Consider the following 18,585-nt stretch of genomic DNA (forward strand, 5'->3'; position numbering starts at 1 on the left):
CATGCTGAAAAAGTATTTATTCCTGACTAAGCCAGGAATTCTCTTTGGTAACTTTGTTACCACTTTGGGCGGCTACTTTGTAGCCGCTCAAGGTTCTGTAGATTTCCTTCTCCTGCTCCTTACTCTTTTTGGTACTACATTTGTTGTAGCATCAGGATGTGTGGTCAATAATGTAATTGACCAGGACATCGACCAGAAAATGCAGCGCACACAAAATCGTGCTCTTGTTAAAAAAACCATTTCTGAACCTGTCGCACTTGCCTTTGCTTTTGTATTAGGCCTGGTCGGTTTTAGTGTTCTCTGGTTTTGGGTAAATGCATACGCTTTCTTATTCGCAGTTATTGGTTTTGTCGTATACGTTGGTTTTTACAGCTTATGGACAAAACGAACAACTATTCACCAGACACTGGTAGGCAGTATTTCTGGCGCAGCACCGCCTGTGATTGGTTATACCGCAGTTGCAAATCAGTTTGACTTAGGTGCCCTGCTGATCTTCGTTGGGTATGCCTTCTGGCAAATGCCTCACTCGTGGGGAATTGCAGTTTACCGTTTTCAAGATTACAAAAATGCAGGTATTCCTATTCTACCTGTGGCACGTTCAATTCACCGCACCAAGGTCGAATCGCTGATTTATGTGATTCTGTTCGGTGTTGTCATGAATGGCCTGTTTTTCTTTGGCTATGCCAACTGGCTCTATATGGCGGTGTTGAACATCTTAACCCTGTACTGGATTTATTTAAGTATTCAGGGCTTTAAGGCTAAAGATGATGAGGCGTGGGCCAAGCAGTATTTTATGTATTCTGTGAAGCTGATTACTGTGATCAGTATTCTGTTCTGCTTTACATCGACTGCCCCTCAAATGCCATACATCATTTTTTAAAAAGATAGAGTTTTACTCTATCTTTTTTTATTTGAGCCTGTTATTTCCCCGACTCTCTTTTAAATACTTCTACTCTTATCTTTATAAACCCTGTCTTTCTGAAACCAACTGCAAAAATACACTTCAATCTTTCTAAAGTGCATTTAACGCATAAAATAAGAATTCTACTTGAATAAAAAGATACTCATTATGGCGAGATTAGAATTATCTCATTACCAACCATCATTAAATCACCAATTAATTAATCTCAGTCAACTTTTCCTTCTCTTTTCTGTGCTACTCATTCTAGCCCGTATAAAACCGCTGTTTAATTATGCAATTCTTGCCAATCTGGTTGTATTTTTCCCCAAAACCCACTAAACTTCACGCTTCGCAAATATTGCGACACAACCTTGGTTGTGACTCCTTGCTTCAATTGACTTAAAAATTGGGGCTGTTTAAACCGTAAGGAGCTGACAATGCGTCACTACGAAATCGTACTATTGGTACATCCAGACCAAAGCGATCAAGTTGTGGGTATGGTAGAACGTTACCTAACTCACATCAAAGAAGCTGAAGGTCAAATCCACCGTCTTGAAGACTGGGGCCGTCGTCAATTGGCTTACCCAATCAACAAGATCCACAAAGCTCACTACATTCTTATGAATGTTGAGTGTGGTCAAACTACTCTTGATGAGCTTGAAGAATTATTCCGTTATAACGACGCAATCATTCGTAGCCTTATCATCCGTCGTGAAAACGCTATCACTGAAGAGTCACTATTGGCTAAGAGTGCTGAAGAAAAACGTGCGCGTAAAGCTCAACGTGAAGAAGCACAACACGCTCAAGACTCTGCTGAAGCATAAGGAGAACCTAACATGGCACGTTTTTACCGTCGTCGCAAGTTCTGCCGCTTTACAGCTGAGAACGTTACGTACATCGACTACAAAGATATCGACACTTTAAAACAGTACATCACTGAAAACGGCAAGATTGTTCCTAGCCGTATTACAGGTACTAAAGCTCGTTACCAACGTCAATTAGCGCTTGCTATCAAACAAGCTCGCTACTTGTCTTTGATCCCTTACACTGACAATCATAAGTGAGGTTGAGCTGTGGATATTATCTTATTACAACGCATTAAAAACCTTGGTAAACTTGGTGATAAAGTTTCAGTTAAAGCTGGTTACGGCCGTAACTTCTTGATCCCACAAGGTATGGCAGTTGCTGCTACTGAGTCAAACACTGCGGCTTTTGAAGCTCGTCGTGCTGAACTTGAGAAAGCTGAAGCTGATATTTTAGCTGCTGCTCAAGCACGTGCTGACCAATTGAACGAAGTAAATATCGTAATCACTGCGAAAGCTGGTGATGAAGGTAAACTGTTCGGTTCTATCGGTACTCGTGACATCGCTGACGCGTTGACAAATGCTGGTCTTACAGTTGACCGTGCAGAAGTACGTCTTCCAAATGGCGCACTTCGTAACACTGGTGAATTCAACATCGCAATCCAATTGCACCATGATGTTGTTGCAGAAGTTCTAGTTACTATCGTAGCTGAGTAATTTCTCACCAAGAAAAAGAGCATGCTTTGGCATGCTCTTTTTTTATCTAAAATAATTCGAAGATATGGCATATCTCACTTTCATTTTATTATTCGCGTAATTTTAAAAATACACTTCGCATTTTTTAACGGAACGCGTATTATTTCACTTCGTAGTTGATAGTTGCTATCCATCTCCGAGAATATTTAAACCATTGTATTAAAATTCAGGGCTTTATATGTCACAGGCGAATGCCAGCACTAAGCACAACAGCGCTAAACCAGAAATTGTTGCTGATACTCAGCTCAAGGAGTTTCGCACGCCTCCACACAATTTAGCGATTGAACAAGCTGTACTTGCTGCCTTAATGACGGTTGCCGAATCTTTTGAACAAGTCGGTGATGTGCTTACTGAGAACGATTTTTATGCAACCCGTCATAAATATATCTTCCGTGCGATTGATCAGCTGTCCAAGGACAACTCTCCTTACGATGCCGTACTGGTGCATGACTGGCTAATTAAACAGAATCTGCTGGATGCCATTGGTGGTGAAGAATACCTGATGCAGCTCATGGCTGACTCGCCATCAAGTTTCTACAACCTGGAAACTTACGCCAACAAGATCAAGGAATTCTCGACCTTACGTAGCATGATTAAAGTCAGTTCTGAAATCCTGCAAAATGCCTATGACACCAAAGGTCGTAGCGTCAGTGAAATTCTGGATCTGGCAGAAACCAATATTTTTTCGATTGCCGAGCAACATAATAATAATGCCAAGGCACAAGGGCCGAAGGCAATCAATACCGTCGTTGCAGATGTCTTTGATAAGTTGAATGAACTTTCACAAATGGAAGGTTCGATTACTGGTCTCACCACCGGCTTCGTCGAACTCGACAATAAAACCTCCGGCATGCAATCCGGTGACCTGATTATTGTTGCAGCCCGTCCATCGATGGGTAAAACCACGTTTGCCATGAATCTGGTAGAAAGTGTGCTGTTTAACAACAATCTGCCTGCCCTGGTTTACTCGATGGAGATGCCAGCCGACTCGATCGCGATGCGTTTGATTTCATCCTTTGGTCGTGTGCATCAGGGTCATTTACGTGCTGGTAAAATGGACAGTGATGAATGGTCTAAAGTCACCAGCACCATTGTGCATTTGCAGGAAAAGAACCTGTATATCGATGACTCCTCTGCTCTGCCACCAACGGAAGTTCGTGCACGTGCGCGTCGCATTGCCAAAATGCATGGCGGTAAGCTCGGCTGTATCATGGTCGATTACTTGCAGCTCATGAAAGTGCCTGGCATGGGTGATAACCGTGTCGGCGAGATTTCGGAAATTTCCCGTAGCTTAAAAGCGCTCGCTAAAGAAATGCAGTGTCCTGTCATTGCCTTATCGCAGTTGAACCGCTCTCTGGAAAACCGTCCAAACAAACGTCCAGTCATGTCTGACTTGCGTGAATCTGGTGCGATCGAGCAGGATGCCGATTTGATCATGTTTATTTACCGTGATGAAGTCTATAACAAGGAATCTAAAGAAGCCGGGACTGCCGAAATTATTATCGGTAAACAGCGTAATGGTCCAATTGGTACTGTGCGTCTAGCCTTCGAAGGTCAGTACACGCGCTTTAGTAACCTCTCTCCTGAGTTCTATGCGCAGTATGATGATGAAGAATAAATATTCTGCTTAAACCTGATTAAAAAAAAAGAGACTCAAATGGTCTCTTTTTTTATTGCTTAAGCATACCTTGGAGGAAATTATATAAATGAGCATGTCCATTTGTGGCAGATAGGACTACAATATTTACAATTTTGAAATGACTGATTTTGTTTTATCAATACAGTTATTTCTCTCCCTCTTTTGTGTATTTCACACAACATCATTTTGTCATCCCGAAGGAGTATCTAGGGTGCGCCAAGCAATAGTTTATATTGACAGTACAGCACTGCAATATAATTTAAACCGTGTCAAACAACTTGCCCCAACCGCTAAAATCGTCAGCATGGTTAAAGCCAATGCTTACGGACATGGAGTTAAAGACTGCTTAGCAGCCTTAAAAGATAGCGATGCCTTCGGTGTTGCATGCCTTCAGGAAGCACTGGAAATTCGTGAACTCGGCTATCAGCAACCGATTACGCTGATTGAAGGTATTTTCTCTGCTGATGAAATGCAAATCGTGATCAATCAGAATATCGAAGTTGTGGTGCATCATCAGGTGCAGCTTGACTGGCTAATGGCTCATAAAGATGCTTATATCACTAAAGGCCTTAAAGTCTGGGTGAAACTGAACAGCGGCATGAACCGTCTGGGCTTTAAAATTGATGTGATTAAACAGGTGATCAATCAACTCAAAGCTGAAGGTTTTACTTGTGTACTTGCGATGCATTTTGCCAATGCAGATGCTGATCACCCATTGAATGAACAGCAAATCCAGCAGTTCCTTGAAGTAAAAAATGACTGTGCCCCACTCATGGGGTCATGCTGTAACTCGGCTGCGATTTATAAATATCCTGAACTGCATTTTGACTTTGTCCGTCCAGGTATCATGCTCTACGGCGCGACCCCATTTGCAGATAAAACGATTCATGATCTGGATTTAAAACCAGTGATGACTTTCACAGCTGAAGTCATTGCGCTAAATCATATTAAAGCGGGTGAACACGTCGGTTATGGTTCGACTTTCACCGCAGATCAGGACATGACATTGGCCATTGTTTCAATTGGCTATGGTGATGGTTATCCACGTGCCTTCCCGAAACAGAATTATGTTGCAATTAATGGACAACAGACTCGCGTTATTGGTCGTGTCGCAATGGATATGATTGCGATAGATGCAACTGATCTCAATCTGCAGCTTGGCACTGAAGTAGAGCTGTGGGGTAAAACTCGCCTGGTCGATGATGTCGCTGAAGCAAATGGCACTATCGGCTATGAATTGCTGTGTCGTATGTCTGCACGTCCAGTCCGAAAACTGGTTTAAAATACCGTGCATTAAAAAGCCCAATATTAATTGGGCTTTTTAATTTAATTTTCTGTAGTTTCTTCTTGGTCTTGAGTTTGTAGCTGGGTTAATAGCGCATCTACATGAGCTTGTTCAAAACTATGTGGTGTAAAGTCATTAAAACCCATATTCGTACAAAAGTCCCGGATTTCATCGCGTCGTGAAATATACTTCATCGACCAGCCGGCAAAATTAATCTGCTCAAGCGGACGCATTTCAAAACGTTTGATATTCTCATGCCGTGGATCTTTGCTCAGCTTTTCAAATAATACATTCAGATGTTCCAATTTGCCTTCAAGACATTGAAAAAAATAGCCATCTGCAAAATATAATGCCCCAGTAATATCGTGACGATAATTAAAATCTCGTGCCTCGGCCAGAATATCCGTTAAGTCATCGAGCAAATTCGACTTATCAGAGGTACTCTGACTGGCATAACAAAAATGATGCATGCTAACCTCTGTAATTTAAATTTACTTAAATTTAGCATGCCACTGTAACCTGATATCAAACAGATAGATAGTTTTATTGAAAATAATCTAAAGTTGGCTTAGGTAATTCCTGTAAACCTTTCTTCAAAGTGTCCGACCACTGCTTACTGATTTTGGTGAAATATTCATCATCTTCCTGAATGCGTTTACCTGTCGGAATTTCAAATGTGTCCTTATGATAAACCAGCACATCCAACGGCATACCTACGGAAACATTGGAACGTAAAGTCGAAGCGAAGGAAATCAGTGAACATCGCAGTGCTTCATCTAGCGGCATATCATAGCTGAGTGCCCGATCCAGAATCGGCTTGCCATATTTACTTTCCCCGATCTGGAAATACGGCGTATCACTGGTTGCACAGATAAAGTTGCCTTGCGGATAAATATGATAGAGCTGCATATCTTGTCCGGCAATCTGACCACCCACTAACAAGCTGCAATAATAGTTGCTTTGCTCCATGGTATCTGTAGTTACACTTTCAATCACATGCTTCAAGGTACGGCCGACCAGTTCCGCAACCTCAAACATGGTATGCAAACTGAGAATATTAGGTTCCTGATTCAGTTCCAGCTGATTTTTAATATGCCCGATCACCGCTTGTGTCGTAGCCAGATTTCCCGATGCCTGAATAACAATGACGCGCTCACCCGGAATACCAAAGGTATATAATTTGCGAAACACCGATATATGATCCACACCTGCATTTGTGCGAGTGTCACTAATGAACACCATCCCCTGCTCCAAACGAAGCGCACAACAATAAGTCATTTTTTGTCCTTACTAACAACTTAGAACCTGGACGATGGAATGCATGGATTCCACTCCGCCCTTTTCTCTTACTCCACGTACTGGCGCGACGTCCCAATAGTCACGCCCAATGGCAACATAAATATGTGCACTAGGTACAAATAACTGATTACTTACATCAAAGCAATACCAAGCTTGGTCAATAAATACCTCTGCCCAGGCATGACTGGCCAGATGAGAAGTATTTTGAGCATACAGATAACCCGAAACATAACGTGCCGGTAAACCCAGATATTTGCACATGGCAATGAAAATATGTGCATGATCTTGGCAGACACCCTGTTTCGCCTCGAAAGCATCAATGGCGGATCCATGTACCGAGCTACTATTTGTTATATACGGTACATGCTCCAATACCGCCTGAGCCAATGCGACCAGATTTAGACGCGTTGAAGCTGGCACATACTGTTTTACAAAGTCCTTCATCTCCTCATTACACTGAGTAGTTGAAGTTGGCTGCAAGAACAGGTTTGGATTGATCTGGTCATTCATTCCCTGATCATTATTCAAAGGATTTAAATCGACTATACCTTGCGCCATAATGGTTAAGTACTGATAGGGTGTGCGCTGAGTACTGGTAATCCACAAATTATGAAAGGCATCCCGGCTTAGCTCCCGACTGCCCGGCACGCTGACATCCCAGGAATGTACCTGCTGATGTACATTACTGGAAGGCATCATCTTAATGTACTGAATACTACTGGTGACAGTCTCGGTATAGCTATAATGCGTTTGGTGATTCACCATCAACTTCATACATTAATCTCAAACATATGATGAATATAATCACTGAATTGGTAAAAATTGATCAGGTCTGTATGGTCACGTAGCTGGTTCCAGTATTCATTCAGATCTGACCAGCCCATCTCCACCAAGGATTCAATCACATAATCAATTTTTGCAATTGTAGTGGTGGTGTCTTCACCTAGACGTAGCTCCTGATCAAGCTTTTCCAGACATTGGCCCAGACTAAAAAACAGAAACACATCCGGAGCTTCACCTTCCAGGATATCCTGACAATCTGTCACGACATCACAGATATAACCGGCATTCTGATCAGCAGTACGAATCAGGCGGTTCAGTTCTGCATAAGCTTTGGCAGACAGTACACCACGTAGTTCCTGAATATTGTCACGAGCCACTTTAAACTGTTGGTAGAATGAATAAGGTTGAGCCGGATCCAGCACCAGTTCATTTAGCGAACTGGCATCAAAGGCTGGCAGGCAGAATGCATGCGCATACGCAACTGCCGCATCATCTTCTAAAAATGGAAAATGGGCACATAAAAACTGCGTTCTTGATAAGTAGCGACCCAACCAAAAAATATGTTGCGCATTGGAATTAAGTAAAAGCATGACAAATTCCTTCTTTGCTATTTTTATGAATGGAGGTTATCGACAATCCAGGTGTCCTTAATGCCGCCGCCTTGGGAGGAATTTACGACCAGCGAACCTGCTTGCATTGCTACACGTGTCAGTCCACCCGGCACGATTTCAGTACGATAAGGTGAGCTGAGTACAAATGGACGCAAATCAATATGACGTTCTGCAATGCCATAATTGGTTAAGGTTGGGCTGACGGACAGATCCAGCGTTGGTTGGGCAATATATAAATGTGGCGCAGCCATGATTTTCTCTCTAAAGGTTTCAATCTGCTGTCTAGACGCCTGTGGACCGATCAGCATGCCATAGCCACCTGAACCTTGGGCTTCTTTCACAACCAGCTCATCAAGATGTGCCAATACATAACTGAGATCTTCAGCTTCACGGCATTGGTAAGTTGGAACATTCTTCAGAATAGGTTGTTCGCCAAGGTAGAAATTGATCATCTTATCCACATAAGGATAGATTGACTTGTCATCTGCTACACCGGTTCCCGGTGCATTCGCAATAACAACATTGTGCTGCAAATAGGCAGACATCAAGCCTGGTACGCCAAGGGTACTATCAGGTTTAAAACAAAGCGGATCGAGATAGGCATCATCGACACGTCTATAAATAACATCTACCTGCTGACGACCACGTATAGTTTTTACATAAACTTTCGCGTTCTCTACATAAAGGTCACGTGATGTCACTAATGGCACATCCATTTCCCTTGCCAGGAAAGCATGTTCATAGTAAGCACTATTGAAACGGCCCGGAGTCAGGACCACGATAAACGGATTATCGACAGCTGAGTTTTCTGCCAGAATTTCTTTGAGTAAATGTGGGTATTGCTCTACACCAGCAATAGGTGTCTGTTCAAACAGGCTTGGCATCAACTTTTCACTGATCTTACGGCTTTCCAGCATATAAGACACACCTGAAGGGGTCCTAAGGTTATCTTCAAGCACATAGAATTCACCCTTTGAGTCACGGATAATATCAATGCCACTGATCTGACTATAAATGCTGCCTTTCAGACTATGCTGATACATGTGTGGCTGATAAGCCTCATGGGTCAGTACTTGCAGTTCAGGCACAATCCCTGCTTTCAGGATGTCCTGCTGATGATAGATATCATGCAAAAACAGGTTCAGGGCTTTAACACGCTGTTCACAACCGAGTGCCACCATATTCCATTGCTTGCGTGCAATCACGCGTGGGATAATGTCAAAAGGGATAGTACGTTCAGTGCCTTCTTCATCTCCATAAACCGTGAAGGTAATTCCTTCATAAAGAAAATGTTCTTTTGCCAATTTATTCAGGGTGTTAAGCTCATCTAAAGTATGATTTGACAGCCACTCTTCGATTTTTTGCCCAGCCAGACCATTCATATTCTGGTCATCACGCATTTCATTAAAGAATTTAGATGCCATTTGCTGCAACACTTGTAGAGGTTTGCCTGTGTGAGTTGCTACCGTGTCCTTCGTATCTGTAAAATTAGTGTTAATCGCCGTTGTTGTAAAATTTTCTATAGTCGTTGTGATATTTGTATCCTGGGTTTCTTTTAGCATACAAACCTCGTCGTATTGTAATCAAATTGTATATTTAACAAAGCAATATCCATGCCATGCGGTATTTTTGTACTTACCATTAATCCCTTTATTTCCAAGTGACTCAATGGCATTTTTGCACCAATGTGTATCTATTCTGCTATTCTCGATTACTTAAAATACTTGCGAAAAAAATAGAGATTTTTTATTGTGTTAATGATTTTTTCTCAATTTGCAGATCCTGATTTCAGCTTATGACCGCACAAGAAAAAGAAACTTCGAATAGCCTTTATCGCCAATGGCAGATTTTATCGCGCCTGACGACCGGGAAATGGATGGGTACTCGCGAATTGCAGGAAATCCTGGAACGTGAAGGTGTGGAAATCAGTTTGCGCACTATTCAGCGTGACCTAAATCAGATTGCGCAGCGTTTTCCCATTGAAAGCAGCAAGACTATTCCACAGGGCTGGCGTTGGCGTTCCGATGCACCGATTCAAAGTCTGCCGCACATGACCAGTTCACAAGCAGTGACGTTTATGATGGTTGAGGAGCATCTCAAACATCTGTTACCACCCAGTCTGATTGAGGAAATGAATCCTTGGTTTGATCTGGCACGTCGCAGTTTGTCAACCCAGAACAATGTACGACAATGGATTAACCGGGTCCGTATCGTTCCTGCGACTCAGCCGCTGATTCCGCCTGTTGTCGACCGTCAGGCACAACAGGCGGTTTATGAAGGTCTGTTACAGGACAAGCAGCTGGAATGTATCTATCAGGGTCGCGGACAAAACAGTGAAGTAAAAACCTATATTCTCAACCCACTGGCATTGGTACAGAAAGGTTCGATCATTTATCTGGTATGTACACGGCATGACAAATCCGATATTCAGACCTTTGCCCTGCATCGCTTCAAGTCTGCGAATGTTTTAAATACGCGTGCCCTGCATCCGGTGAACTTTGATATTGATGAATATATTGAATCCGGTGCTTTGGGCTTCCGGGTCAACTTTGACCAGCCTACTGAAAATGTTATGCTGAAGCTGCACATGCCTGAAGCAGATGCACACTATTTTGAAGAAAGCCAGCTCAGCCGCGATCAACAGATTGAAAAGCTTGATCATGGTATGGCTCTCATTAGGGCAACAGTGCCTTTTACCTCACAGCTGGTATGGTGGCTACGCAGCTTTGGTAACAAAATTCAAAAAATTGAACCTGAGCACGTTTCCCGAGCCGTATATCAACAAGACGAAGCATAAAAACTGACATAAAAAAGTCCCATTCCCGGGACTCATAATTTTTTATATTGTTTTTGTCATTGTTCTGGTTGATCGACTGCTGATCCTGCATATACCTGTCTTGTTCCCCCAGATATATGCAGTAAGGAAGTTTCATAGTTAAGCTCATTACATACATGAGCATGCCAGCTCTGCAGTATTGAACCGGATTGATTTCTTCGTCATACCTTCTCCTCCGTTATTGGATAAAATCACTTTAAACCAACTTTTCTTGCATGTGAAATAAAAAGAAGCGATGCCTTTTGCAGATTTTTTTCATAGGATTTTTCCTGCTAAACATATTATTTTGGTTAATTTTTAATCTAAACCATCTTTCCAAGTTAAACCTATAAAATCCAATAACAATTTTGTTCTTGTATAAAACCGCCAAGCCTTGAAAATCTGAAGGTCTGATAAGAACAACAGGGAATCAAGATTTTATGGCAAATCCAGCTCAACTTGTCCGGCATAAACTGCTAAATACCTTTTTTTCACGGTATTCCATCTGGTTCCTTTGTATCTTTATTGCGTTGGTATTCACCGGCTTTCATATCGGCTATTCACCCCGCTATATTTACTATTTCATGCCTCAAACGCTGGTCAATACGCTGTGGATTATTAGCGCTGTTCTGAGTGTGGTGGGGCTATATGATGTACTACAACACCGGCATTCTATTCTCAGGAACTATCCGATTATGGGTCATTTCCGCTTCCTGTTTGAAGAGTTTCGCCCTGAAATTCGCCAGTACTTTATTGAAGCCGATCAGGATGCCCTGCCTTTTTCCCGTATGCAGCGCAGTCTGGTTTATCAACGTGCCAAAAATGAAAATTCTGACAAACCTTTTGGTTCGATTATCGATGTTTATAACCATGACTATAAGTTTGTCACGCATTCGATTATCCCTTGCCCACCCGCAGATCCAGCGACTTTCAGGATTACGATTGGCAATGAACAATGTAAGCAGCCTTATAGTGCTTCAATCATGAATATCTCCGCCATGAGTTTTGGCAGTATGAGTGCCAATGCCATCCGCGCGCTTAATCTGGGTGCCAAAATGGGCAATTTCTACCATGATACAGGTGAAGGCAGTATTAGCCCCTATCATCTGGAAAATGGCGGAGACCTGGTTTGGGAAATTGGTAGTGCTTACTTTGGTTGTCGTACACTGGACGGCCAATTTGATCCGGTCAAATTTGCGGAGAAAGCCCAAATTCCACAAGTGAAAATGATTGAAATCAAGTTGTCTCAAGGTGCGAAACCAGGACATGGTGGGATTCTTCCAAAAGCCAAGATTTCTGAGGAAATTGCCGAGATTCGCGGAGTTAGCCGCGAACATGACTGTGTTTCGCCAGCCAGTCATCCTGCGTTTGGCACCCCAATTGAAATGATGGAATTCATTCAGCAATTACGTGAGCTGTCTGGTGGCAAACCGGTCGGTTTTAAGCTATGTCTGGGGCAGCCTTGGCAATTTATGAGTATCGTCAAAGCGATGCTGCATACCAAAATCCTGCCGGACTTTATTGTCGTCGATGGTTCAGAAGGCGGTACAGGTGCAGCACCGATTGAGATGATTGATAATATTGGCGTTCCCCTGCGTGAAGGCTTATTATTCGTTCATAACACATTAGTGGGTGCAGGATTACGCAAACAGATCAAAATTGGTGCAAGCGGCAAGATCATTAGTGCATTCGATATCGCCAGTACGATCGCCATTGGTGCAGACTGGGTCAATTCAGCACGTGGTTTTATGTTTGCTATTGGCTGTATTCAAGCGCAAAGTTGTCATACCAACCAGTGTCCGGTTGGTGTCACTACTCAGGATAAAAGCCGCCAAAAGGCGCTACATGTGCCAAGCAAGGCGGAACGGGTCTATAATTATCATAAAAGCACCCTTAAAGCCCTCTCCGAAATGATTGCTTCCGCTGGTGTTTGTCATCCATCTGGTATTAAACCTCATCAACTGGCTCAACGCATCAACAGCCATGAAATTAAAAACTATGCACAATTACACTTCTGGATGAAAGAAAATGAGCTGCTTCACTGTGAAAATCGTGATGAAGAAAACTTTTATTACCGGATGTGGAATATCGCAACTGCAGAAAAATTTTAAATATATCTAAATGAAAAAGGCAATTCTTTAGCATCGCCTTATCTACTATTCATCATCTGAACTTAATAATAAGTTCGACCACCCTGCGCATGCAGAAAGGCTGGAATCAGACCGGTCAGTGCCGCACGAATATCAGCGCGCTCATTAATCAGCTGATGCGAACCTTCCTCTAACATCAACAACGTCTGCAGGCGGAATTTACGCCGAATAAATTCGATGTTATAACGCCAATCCACCGTCTGATCCTGCGCACCCTGCGCCAGCCATACCGGAATACGGCAAGCTGGCCGGTCTTCCATCTGCTGCATCCAGCGTGACATCGCCAGAATCCAGTCCATGCCCATCATACGGGGTTGTAATGGATCTTTTAAACGCACAAAGCGCAGGAATTCCGGGTTATGATTATTACGTCTGAAATGGCGTGGCACTTCACGCTTAATCCGGCGAATAATCCCGAGACCTACAGAGTTATGCCACCATGCTGTTTTAGCTGGACGAATCAGTGGTGAAAGTAGCAGTACGCGATCTACAAAGGGATTTTCACGGCGTTCTGCAAACTCCAGCAAGTGGTGCATCCAGATTGCACCACCAGTACTTTGTCCGATACCTAACCAGGGTTTTGGCAACTGCGTTGCATGACGTACATAACGGTGTACTGCATGCAATACTTGCTGGTAATGGTCAAAGTTCTGAATATTGGCTGATGAACCATTACTCAAACCGTGCCCCGGCAAATCAAAGGTGAGTACACTAAACCCTTCTTCCAGTAGCTCTTTGACAATTGGCTGATAGATCCCGCTATGTTCCAGATAGCCATGCAACAGAAACACCGTTCCCTGAATTTTATCAAAACGGCTTTCGGTCAGATCCGGCTCAAAGACTTGCACATGCAATTTAAACAATGGCATTTGCACATAACCTTGCCAGTGTTTCGCATTGAGCAGGTCAAAACCATACAGTTTCCGGTAAGCCTGTAATTCCAGCGTAGACTGCATGTCCCGATTCAGATTTAATGGTTGCAACAGCTGTGGTGTAATATCCCGGTTGGGGACTGGTAATTCCAGCTGTTTGAGAATTGTCGGGTTTAAAAATGGGATATCTGACATTAAGGTACCTCCCGACAGTCACTTGATCCAAACCACACATCCCGAAGTGTTGCTAAGAGTTCATAGTTAGCCCGTCGGCTATGATCATAGTTTTTAACACTTGGACGCCATGCAGTAAGTGAATTTGGCATTGGCGCTTCCACCGGAATGGTCTGAATACCGTTAAGTGCGAACAGACGGCGTGTACGTGGCATATGATAGCGGTCCGTGATCAGGATCACCGTAGGGGCTCCACCCTTCTTCTGTAACAGCAATGAACTGAAACGGGAATTCTCACAGGTATTCATACTACGGTCTTCAAGAAGTTTGGCATCTACATCATAGGCCTGCAACCAGCGTTGCATATACGGTGCTTCTACACCACTCAAAACAATCGGCAGATCATACTGTTTTTCGACTTCCAGGGTTTTTTCCAGGCGCAGACGAGTATAGTCATTGACAATAATATCTTTGCCATTTTCATGCAGGGTCAAACCGCCGCCCAAGACCACAATAGCATAAGGTTTGGACATCTCATCCTGCACTGGCTGAGTTTGGTCATGATTTAAAGTTGCGAGGTCTTCGGCAAATTCCACATTGGTCATTTGCGCAATATTTTGCTGATGCTGTTCAACATCATAGCTTTTCAGGAATTCTATAAACTGTCCCATCTGGGCAGCATTTTCATTACTGCTCAAGCTTAACAGTTCAGTTAGATCATCTGGTTCTACTGCATCAGCTGCTTCTGTTTCAGTCACCAGCAATGGTACCTGAATTTTCTGCTGTTCAGATTTTTCTGCCTCAGCTTCACGTTCATCTTCAAGTAACTGCTGTAAAGCTTTATAGCGTGCCTGAATCAGTGCCAGGTTCTGTGACTGATTTTTGGAAATATCTTCTTCCATCACCTTGAGATAGGCCTGGCGTGCAATCCATAACTCAGAACCTGGCTCCAGTGTTTCATTAACACTTAAGGAAGCCTGTTTCTGGCTTTCAGCCGCGATCTGATTGACCTCGACCGGAACAAAATAGTTCAGTCCTTTGACCACCAGATGTGAATAAAACGGCGAATAAAGAAAGACTACGAACAGTGTGCACAGCACAAATAGTACTGAGACTACTTGAACTATTCGAACCATCCAGTGTGCTTTATCCATCTATTTATCCTTTAATCCTGATGTGAGCGGATCATGCCATTTTCAGCAAATAAAACTGGCTCCGGTTCAAGCAGAACCCCAAATTTTTCCTGAACGTCCGCCTGTACGGCCTGGTAGGTTGCACGCACGTCTTTGAGCGAGGCATTGGCATAATTCACCAGCACCAGCGCTTGCTTATGGAACATACCGACTGAACCCAGCTGTTTACCTTTCCATCCGCTTTGGTCGATTAACCAGCCGGCTGCCATTTTAACTTGATTATTTGGCTGCGGATAATGAGGTAAATTCGGGAATTGTTGAGCAATTTGGTCAAAGAATTGTAAATCAACTACTGGATTTTTAAAGAAACTACCGACATTTGGATATTCTTTAGGATCAGGCAATTTGCTCTGACGAATCTGGATCACCTGGCGCTCCAGATTTTCTGGCGTCTGTTCCTCACCCACTGCTGTTTTCAGGTCACCATAATTGAGTTTAAGCTCAGGTTGCTTCAACAGACTGAAGATGACATGGGTAATGATGTAACGACCTGGCTGATCTTTAAAGATACTATGACGGTAGGCGAAGTCACAATCTGCTGCTTTGATTGAGCTAAAGCTGTGATTTTCACGATCATAGGCTTCAACGCTTTCAATAAATTCCCCGACCTCTACTCCATAGGCACCAATATTCTGTACTGGCGAAGCACCCACAAGACCCGGAATTAAAGCCAGATTTTGCAGGCCATAAAAACCTTGTTGTGTGGTCCATACTACAAAATCATGCCAACTCTGGCCTGCTCCAACACGAAGGCGTTGCACCTGATCATCCGCATCCAGCAGTTCAATGCCCTGAATGTCCATATGCAATACCAGTGCATGAATCTGTTCCGGCAAAAGCATATTGCTGCCACCAGACAGAATCAGAATATTCAGCTGTTGCTGTTTGGCAAAATCCAGAGCTTGGGTCAGATCATCAATTGATTGAATTTTACAGTAATGTGATGCAACTGCATCCAGACTGAGGGTATTAAAAGGTTTAAGTTGAACCTGTGTTTGGATTTGCATGACTTAAACCTTAAGCTCTTTTTGTTGCATTTTAAAGACATCGATCCATGCAAGACTGCTGGATTCACACTGATTGAGTACACGTTCAAAACCCTCAGCACCGCCATAATAAGGATCGGGTACTGCCTGTTTTGGATAGTCAGAATCATATTCACTCATCAGGGCGACTTCAGCACGTAATTGGCCAAGTTCTTGTTGAGCACGTTTCTGAAGTGCAAGAATATCCCTGAGATTGTCTTCATCCATTGCGAGCATCAGATCAAAATCAAGGAAATCCTGTAGAGTCAGCTGACGGGCACGCAATGCAGACAGATCATAACCACGCTCTAGGGCATGTTCCTGACTACGCAAATCAGGCGCTTTACCCGGGTGATAATTACTGGTTCCCGCCGAATCAATCATGATATTGAGATTATGTACATCGCAATAATGTCTGAGGACCACCTCTGCCGTGGGAGAACGACAAATATTTCCCAGACAAACACATAACACCTTAAATGGCGTTCTGGATGACATAAACAACCTCAGCACTACTTTATTTTCAGGATTCTTATGTTAAGTTATTTGTATAGTGAATCCTATATCACAACGCCACAATAATATGAATTTGGATAAAAATTAAGGAAGCAGCCATGCAAAGATTTCAATTTCAGACTGTTCCCAACATCATTGCCGGACTTGGCACGATTCGTGAGCTGCACCAAATTCTACAGAAAGGCAAATATGTTCGTGTGCTGCTGGTGACCGATCAAGGCATGATTACGCAGAATCTACATGAGGAAGTTTTATACATTATCAATGAAGCAGGTCTGGATTATGCTATCTATGCCGATGTGCAGGCAGATCCGCCAGAACATATCATAGCGGATGCCATTTCTTTCGCCCGTCAGGAACAGATCGATGTGGTGATTGGTTTTGGTGGTGGCAGTTCATTGGATGTGGCCAAGATTATTGCGGTCTTGAGTCATCCACAGCAAACCCAATGCCTGAATGAACTCTATGGTATTGATCAAGTTGAAGGCCCACGTCTACCGCTGATCCTGATTCCGACTACGGCAGGAACCGGTTCGGAAGTCACCCCCATTTCAATTGTGACCACGGGTGAAACCACCAAAACCGGAATTGTTTCGCCTTTGCTGTTTGCTGATATTGCAATTCTAGATGCCAGCTTTACCCGTGGTTTACCTAAACATATTACGGCAGCGACCGGCATTGATGCGATGGTGCATGCCATAGAAGCGTATACATCGAAAATCAAGAAAAATCCCTATTCGGATATGCTGGCCAAACAGGCATTAAAGCTCCTGAACAACAATCTGACTCGTGTTCTAGATGATGGAGATGACCTGGAAGCACGCCAGAATATGCTGGTCGGTTCCATGCTGGCTGGTCAGGCTTTTGCCAACGCACCTGTCGGTGCGGTACATGCACTGGCTTATCCACTTGGCGGGCATTTTCATCTGTCCCATGGGCATAGCAATGCGATTGTGCTGACAGAAGTACTGAAGTTTAATGCCCCTGCTGCCAAACAGAAATATGCCGAACTAATGACCTGGCTCGATCCCCACAGTAAAGGCTGTCATGATGGCTTAACTGATCTGTTCATTGATCATTTTAATAATCATCTGCAACGTAGTGGTTTACCTTTAAAACTTGCTCAGCTGGATATTCCTGAGCATATATTGATGATATTGGCTAAAGATGCCATGAAACAGACTCGACTGTTGCAAAACAACCCGCGTGATATGACTGTAGAGGATGCTTTACAGATCTATCAGGCGATTTATGCCTAATGTTTACCAATTAAAAGCTTAAATTAATCTCAATTTTTATAAGAAATGATTCATGAGCAAAGCACCTGTCAAAACCCGTGAGCAATATACTTTTTTCCTCAGCATCCAGACCCGCTGGGCGGACAATGATCTATACGGCCATGTCAATAATGTCACCTATTACAGCTATTTTGATACCGCAGCCAATGCCCTGCTGATCCAGCATGCCGGTTTTGACCCACGAACGTCTCCGAATATTGGTTTGGTGGTGAATTCCTGCTGTCAGTTCAATCAGGAACTGTCTTATCCTGAAGTGATTGAGGTCGGTGTCAATATCGCCAAACTAGGAGGTTCTTCCCTGACTTATGACCTGGCTATTTTTAAGCACGGCAATGACCAGGCTGCTGCCCAAGGCAGTTTTGTACATGTTTTTGTCGATCGTCATACACGAAAAAGCACCCCAATTTCAAATGAAATGCGGGATGCCTTATGTCCTTTTATGCACAGTAGCTGTGAAATCTAGAA

Annotated in this window: 19 protein-coding genes; 10 read left to right on the forward strand and 9 right to left on the reverse strand. The window is 43.3% G+C overall.

The window, feature by feature from the left end; translation table 11 throughout:
• Window position 1 precedes the first annotated feature (1 nt).
• The 6 genes from cyoE to alr all read left to right on the forward strand — a co-directional run bounded on the left by cyoE (window position 2) and on the right by alr (window position 5,381).
• Window positions 2-880 carry a heme o synthase gene (cyoE, locus tag ACS72_RS03795; protein WP_005222432.1) on the forward strand — a complete coding sequence of 293 codons (879 nt, stop codon included), beginning with the start codon at window positions 2-4 and terminating at the stop codon, window positions 878-880.
• A gap of 458 nt (window positions 881-1,338) precedes the next feature.
• Complete coding sequence (rpsF, locus tag ACS72_RS03800; protein ID WP_004278789.1) at window positions 1,339-1,725, forward strand: 30S ribosomal protein S6; 387 nt, start codon at window positions 1,339-1,341, stop codon at window positions 1,723-1,725.
• A gap of 12 nt (window positions 1,726-1,737) precedes the next feature.
• Window positions 1,738-1,965 carry a 30S ribosomal protein S18 gene (rpsR, locus tag ACS72_RS03805; protein WP_004278792.1) on the forward strand — a complete coding sequence of 76 codons (228 nt, stop codon included), beginning with the start codon at window positions 1,738-1,740 and terminating at the stop codon, window positions 1,963-1,965.
• 9 nt (window positions 1,966-1,974) lie between these two features.
• Window positions 1,975-2,421, forward strand: coding sequence for a 50S ribosomal protein L9 (gene rplI, locus ACS72_RS03810; protein ID WP_004815692.1), 447 nt, complete (start codon window positions 1,975-1,977; stop codon window positions 2,419-2,421).
• A 217-nt stretch (window positions 2,422-2,638) separates the two neighbouring features.
• Complete coding sequence (gene dnaB / locus ACS72_RS03815) at window positions 2,639-4,078, forward strand: replicative DNA helicase (protein ID WP_004815691.1); 1,440 nt, start codon at window positions 2,639-2,641, stop codon at window positions 4,076-4,078.
• Window positions 4,079-4,310: 232 nt separating this feature from the next.
• Window positions 4,311-5,381 carry an alanine racemase gene (gene alr, locus ACS72_RS03820; RefSeq protein WP_048881269.1) on the forward strand — a complete coding sequence of 357 codons (1,071 nt, stop codon included), beginning with the start codon at window positions 4,311-4,313 and terminating at the stop codon, window positions 5,379-5,381.
• A gap of 44 nt (window positions 5,382-5,425) precedes the next feature.
• Here alr and ACS72_RS03825 read toward each other — a convergent pair whose 3' ends face one another.
• The 5 genes from ACS72_RS03825 to ACS72_RS03845 form a co-directional block, all read right to left on the reverse strand.
• Window positions 5,426-5,854 (reverse strand): BLUF domain-containing protein, encoded by a 429-nt coding sequence (locus tag ACS72_RS03825; RefSeq protein ID WP_004892906.1) that lies wholly within the window; start codon window positions 5,852-5,854, stop codon window positions 5,426-5,428.
• A 73-nt stretch (window positions 5,855-5,927) separates the two neighbouring features.
• Window positions 5,928-6,662, reverse strand: coding sequence for a proteasome-type protease (locus tag ACS72_RS03830; protein ID WP_048881270.1), 735 nt, complete (start codon window positions 6,660-6,662; stop codon window positions 5,928-5,930).
• 12 nt (window positions 6,663-6,674) lie between these two features.
• A complete protein-coding gene (locus ACS72_RS03835) occupies window positions 6,675-7,457 on the reverse strand; it encodes a transglutaminase family protein (protein ID WP_048881271.1) in 783 nt (260 codons plus the stop codon).
• A complete protein-coding gene (locus ACS72_RS03840) occupies window positions 7,454-8,056 on the reverse strand; it encodes an alpha-E domain-containing protein (protein WP_048881272.1) in 603 nt (200 codons plus the stop codon). The genes ACS72_RS03835 and ACS72_RS03840 overlap by 4 nt, the downstream gene beginning before the upstream one ends.
• Window positions 8,057-8,079: 23 nt before the next feature.
• On the reverse strand, window positions 8,080-9,639 hold the full coding sequence (locus ACS72_RS03845; protein ID WP_048881273.1) for a circularly permuted type 2 ATP-grasp protein: 1,560 nt from the start codon (window positions 9,637-9,639) through the stop codon (window positions 8,080-8,082).
• A 233-nt stretch (window positions 9,640-9,872) separates the two neighbouring features.
• On the opposite strand from ACS72_RS03845, the gene ACS72_RS03850 reads away from it, so the two are divergent.
• Both ACS72_RS03850 and ACS72_RS03855 read left to right on the forward strand, forming a co-directional pair.
• Window positions 9,873-10,874, forward strand: coding sequence for a YafY family protein (locus tag ACS72_RS03850; RefSeq protein ID WP_048881274.1), 1,002 nt, complete (start codon window positions 9,873-9,875; stop codon window positions 10,872-10,874).
• A 458-nt stretch (window positions 10,875-11,332) separates the two neighbouring features.
• On the forward strand, window positions 11,333-13,003 hold the full coding sequence (locus ACS72_RS03855; RefSeq protein WP_048881275.1) for an FMN-binding glutamate synthase family protein: 1,671 nt from the start codon (window positions 11,333-11,335) through the stop codon (window positions 13,001-13,003).
• Between the two features lie 62 nt (window positions 13,004-13,065).
• Here ACS72_RS03855 and ACS72_RS03860 read toward each other — a convergent pair whose 3' ends face one another.
• The 4 genes from ACS72_RS03860 to ACS72_RS03875 are packed head-to-tail and all read right to left on the reverse strand — an operon-like array spanning window position 13,066 to window position 16,804.
• Complete coding sequence (locus tag ACS72_RS03860; protein ID WP_005222451.1) at window positions 13,066-14,109, reverse strand: alpha/beta hydrolase; 1,044 nt, start codon at window positions 14,107-14,109, stop codon at window positions 13,066-13,068.
• Window positions 14,109-15,242 (reverse strand): YdcF family protein, encoded by a 1,134-nt coding sequence (locus ACS72_RS03865; RefSeq protein WP_048881276.1) that lies wholly within the window; start codon window positions 15,240-15,242, stop codon window positions 14,109-14,111. Before ACS72_RS03865 ends, ACS72_RS03860 begins: the two co-directional genes overlap by 1 nt.
• Before the next feature lie 11 nt (window positions 15,243-15,253).
• Window positions 15,254-16,288 carry a UDP-N-acetylmuramate dehydrogenase gene (murB, locus tag ACS72_RS03870; RefSeq protein ID WP_048881277.1) on the reverse strand — a complete coding sequence of 345 codons (1,035 nt, stop codon included), beginning with the start codon at window positions 16,286-16,288 and terminating at the stop codon, window positions 15,254-15,256.
• A gap of 3 nt (window positions 16,289-16,291) precedes the next feature.
• Window positions 16,292-16,804 (reverse strand): low molecular weight protein-tyrosine-phosphatase, encoded by a 513-nt coding sequence (locus tag ACS72_RS03875; RefSeq protein ID WP_048881278.1) that lies wholly within the window; start codon window positions 16,802-16,804, stop codon window positions 16,292-16,294.
• A gap of 116 nt (window positions 16,805-16,920) precedes the next feature.
• On the opposite strand from ACS72_RS03875, the gene ACS72_RS03880 reads away from it, so the two are divergent.
• On the forward strand, window positions 16,921-18,081 hold the full coding sequence (locus ACS72_RS03880; RefSeq protein ID WP_048881279.1) for an iron-containing alcohol dehydrogenase: 1,161 nt from the start codon (window positions 16,921-16,923) through the stop codon (window positions 18,079-18,081).
• 52 nt (window positions 18,082-18,133) lie between these two features.
• Window positions 18,134-18,583, forward strand: coding sequence for a thioesterase family protein (locus ACS72_RS03885; RefSeq protein ID WP_008304068.1), 450 nt, complete (start codon window positions 18,134-18,136; stop codon window positions 18,581-18,583).
• The last annotated feature ends 2 nt before the right edge of the window (window positions 18,584-18,585 follow it).

The sequence above is a fragment of the Acinetobacter sp. VT 511 genome (genome assembly GCF_001077515.1).
Lineage (GTDB): Bacteria > Pseudomonadota > Gammaproteobacteria > Pseudomonadales > Moraxellaceae > Acinetobacter > Acinetobacter schindleri.

Excerpts from the sequence above, each read along its gene's own strand:
- ACS72_RS03835 (WP_048881271.1), bottom strand. The coding sequence starts at position 7,457 with ATGAAGTTGATGGTGAATCACCAAACGCATTATAGCTATACCGAGACT.
- ACS72_RS03860 (WP_005222451.1), bottom strand. The coding sequence starts at position 14,109 with ATGTCAGATATCCCATTTTTAAACCCGACAATTCTCAAACAGCTGGAA.
- ACS72_RS03880 (WP_048881279.1), top strand. The coding sequence starts at position 16,921 with ATGCAAAGATTTCAATTTCAGACTGTTCCCAACATCATTGCCGGACTT.
- rpsR (WP_004278792.1), top strand. The coding sequence starts at position 1,738 with ATGGCACGTTTTTACCGTCGTCGCAAGTTCTGCCGCTTTACAGCTGAG.
- cyoE (WP_005222432.1), top strand. The coding sequence starts at position 2 with ATGCTGAAAAAGTATTTATTCCTGACTAAGCCAGGAATTCTCTTTGGT.
- rpsF (WP_004278789.1), top strand. The coding sequence starts at position 1,339 with ATGCGTCACTACGAAATCGTACTATTGGTACATCCAGACCAAAGCGAT.
- ACS72_RS03825 (WP_004892906.1), bottom strand. The coding sequence starts at position 5,854 with ATGCATCATTTTTGTTATGCCAGTCAGAGTACCTCTGATAAGTCGAAT.
- ACS72_RS03855 (WP_048881275.1), top strand. The coding sequence starts at position 11,333 with ATGGCAAATCCAGCTCAACTTGTCCGGCATAAACTGCTAAATACCTTT.
- murB (WP_048881277.1), bottom strand. The coding sequence starts at position 16,288 with ATGCAAATCCAAACACAGGTTCAACTTAAACCTTTTAATACCCTCAGT.
- ACS72_RS03885 (WP_008304068.1), top strand. The coding sequence starts at position 18,134 with ATGAGCAAAGCACCTGTCAAAACCCGTGAGCAATATACTTTTTTCCTC.
- ACS72_RS03875 (WP_048881278.1), bottom strand. The coding sequence starts at position 16,804 with ATGTCATCCAGAACGCCATTTAAGGTGTTATGTGTTTGTCTGGGAAAT.
- ACS72_RS03830 (WP_048881270.1), bottom strand. The coding sequence starts at position 6,662 with ATGACTTATTGTTGTGCGCTTCGTTTGGAGCAGGGGATGGTGTTCATT.
- ACS72_RS03865 (WP_048881276.1), bottom strand. The coding sequence starts at position 15,242 with ATGGATAAAGCACACTGGATGGTTCGAATAGTTCAAGTAGTCTCAGTA.
- dnaB (WP_004815691.1), top strand. The coding sequence starts at position 2,639 with ATGTCACAGGCGAATGCCAGCACTAAGCACAACAGCGCTAAACCAGAA.
- ACS72_RS03840 (WP_048881272.1), bottom strand. The coding sequence starts at position 8,056 with ATGCTTTTACTTAATTCCAATGCGCAACATATTTTTTGGTTGGGTCGC.
- ACS72_RS03850 (WP_048881274.1), top strand. The coding sequence starts at position 9,873 with ATGACCGCACAAGAAAAAGAAACTTCGAATAGCCTTTATCGCCAATGG.
- ACS72_RS03845 (WP_048881273.1), bottom strand. The coding sequence starts at position 9,639 with ATGCTAAAAGAAACCCAGGATACAAATATCACAACGACTATAGAAAAT.